Genomic DNA, 675 nt, shown 5'->3' with positions numbered 1-675 from the left:
AGGGCCTGCCCGCCGCCGCCATCGCCTGGGGCTCCTGGGGCAGCGGCCGCATGATGGGCCGCCACGCCGAGGAACACCTCACCCGCCGCGGCATCCTCCCCATGCCCGCCGACCTCGGCATCGCCGCCCTGCGCCGCGCGATGGAGAACGAGGACACGGTCGTCACCGTCGCCGACATCGACTGGGAGCGCTTCGTCCGCGCCTTCGCCCACACCGGCGACTACCCGCTCCTGCACCGCCTCCCCGAAGCCCGCCGGATCCTCGAAGCCGCCGCCCCCGCCGGCGCCACCGGCACGGCCGAGGGCGGCTCCCCCCTCACCGGCCGGCTGGCCGGGCTCCCCGGGCCCGAACGGCTCCGCGCCCTGGTCGAGCTGGTCCGCACCCAGGCCGCCACGGTCCTCGGCCACGCCGGCGCCGACGCCGTCCAGCCCCAGCGGGCCTTCCGGGAGACCGGGTTCGACTCCCTCACCGCCATCGAGCTCCGCAACCGGCTGGCCGGAGCCACCGGCCTGCGGCTGCCCACCACCGTCGTCTTCGACTACCCCACCCCGGCCGAACTCGCCGCCCACCTGGACGCGCAGCTCGCCGGAGGGCCGCGGCCGGGTGCGCCCGCCACCGCGCCCGCCGCCCGGCCCGCCGACGACGAACCCGTCGCCATCGTCGCGATGAGCTGCC

The 675-nt window shown here is 78.1% G+C and carries 1 protein-coding gene; it reads left to right on the top strand.

Annotated features, from left to right (window positions below):
- On the top strand, nt 1-675 hold a 675-nt coding region (locus VR44_RS35060; RefSeq protein WP_045951692.1), incomplete at both ends, for an acyl carrier protein.

Source organism: Streptomyces katrae, assembly GCF_000966975.1.
Classification (GTDB): domain Bacteria; phylum Actinomycetota; class Actinomycetes; order Streptomycetales; family Streptomycetaceae; genus Streptomyces; species Streptomyces katrae.
Note: the sequence above shows the minus strand (reverse complement) of the source record. Positions and strands in the feature narration are given on the sequence as shown.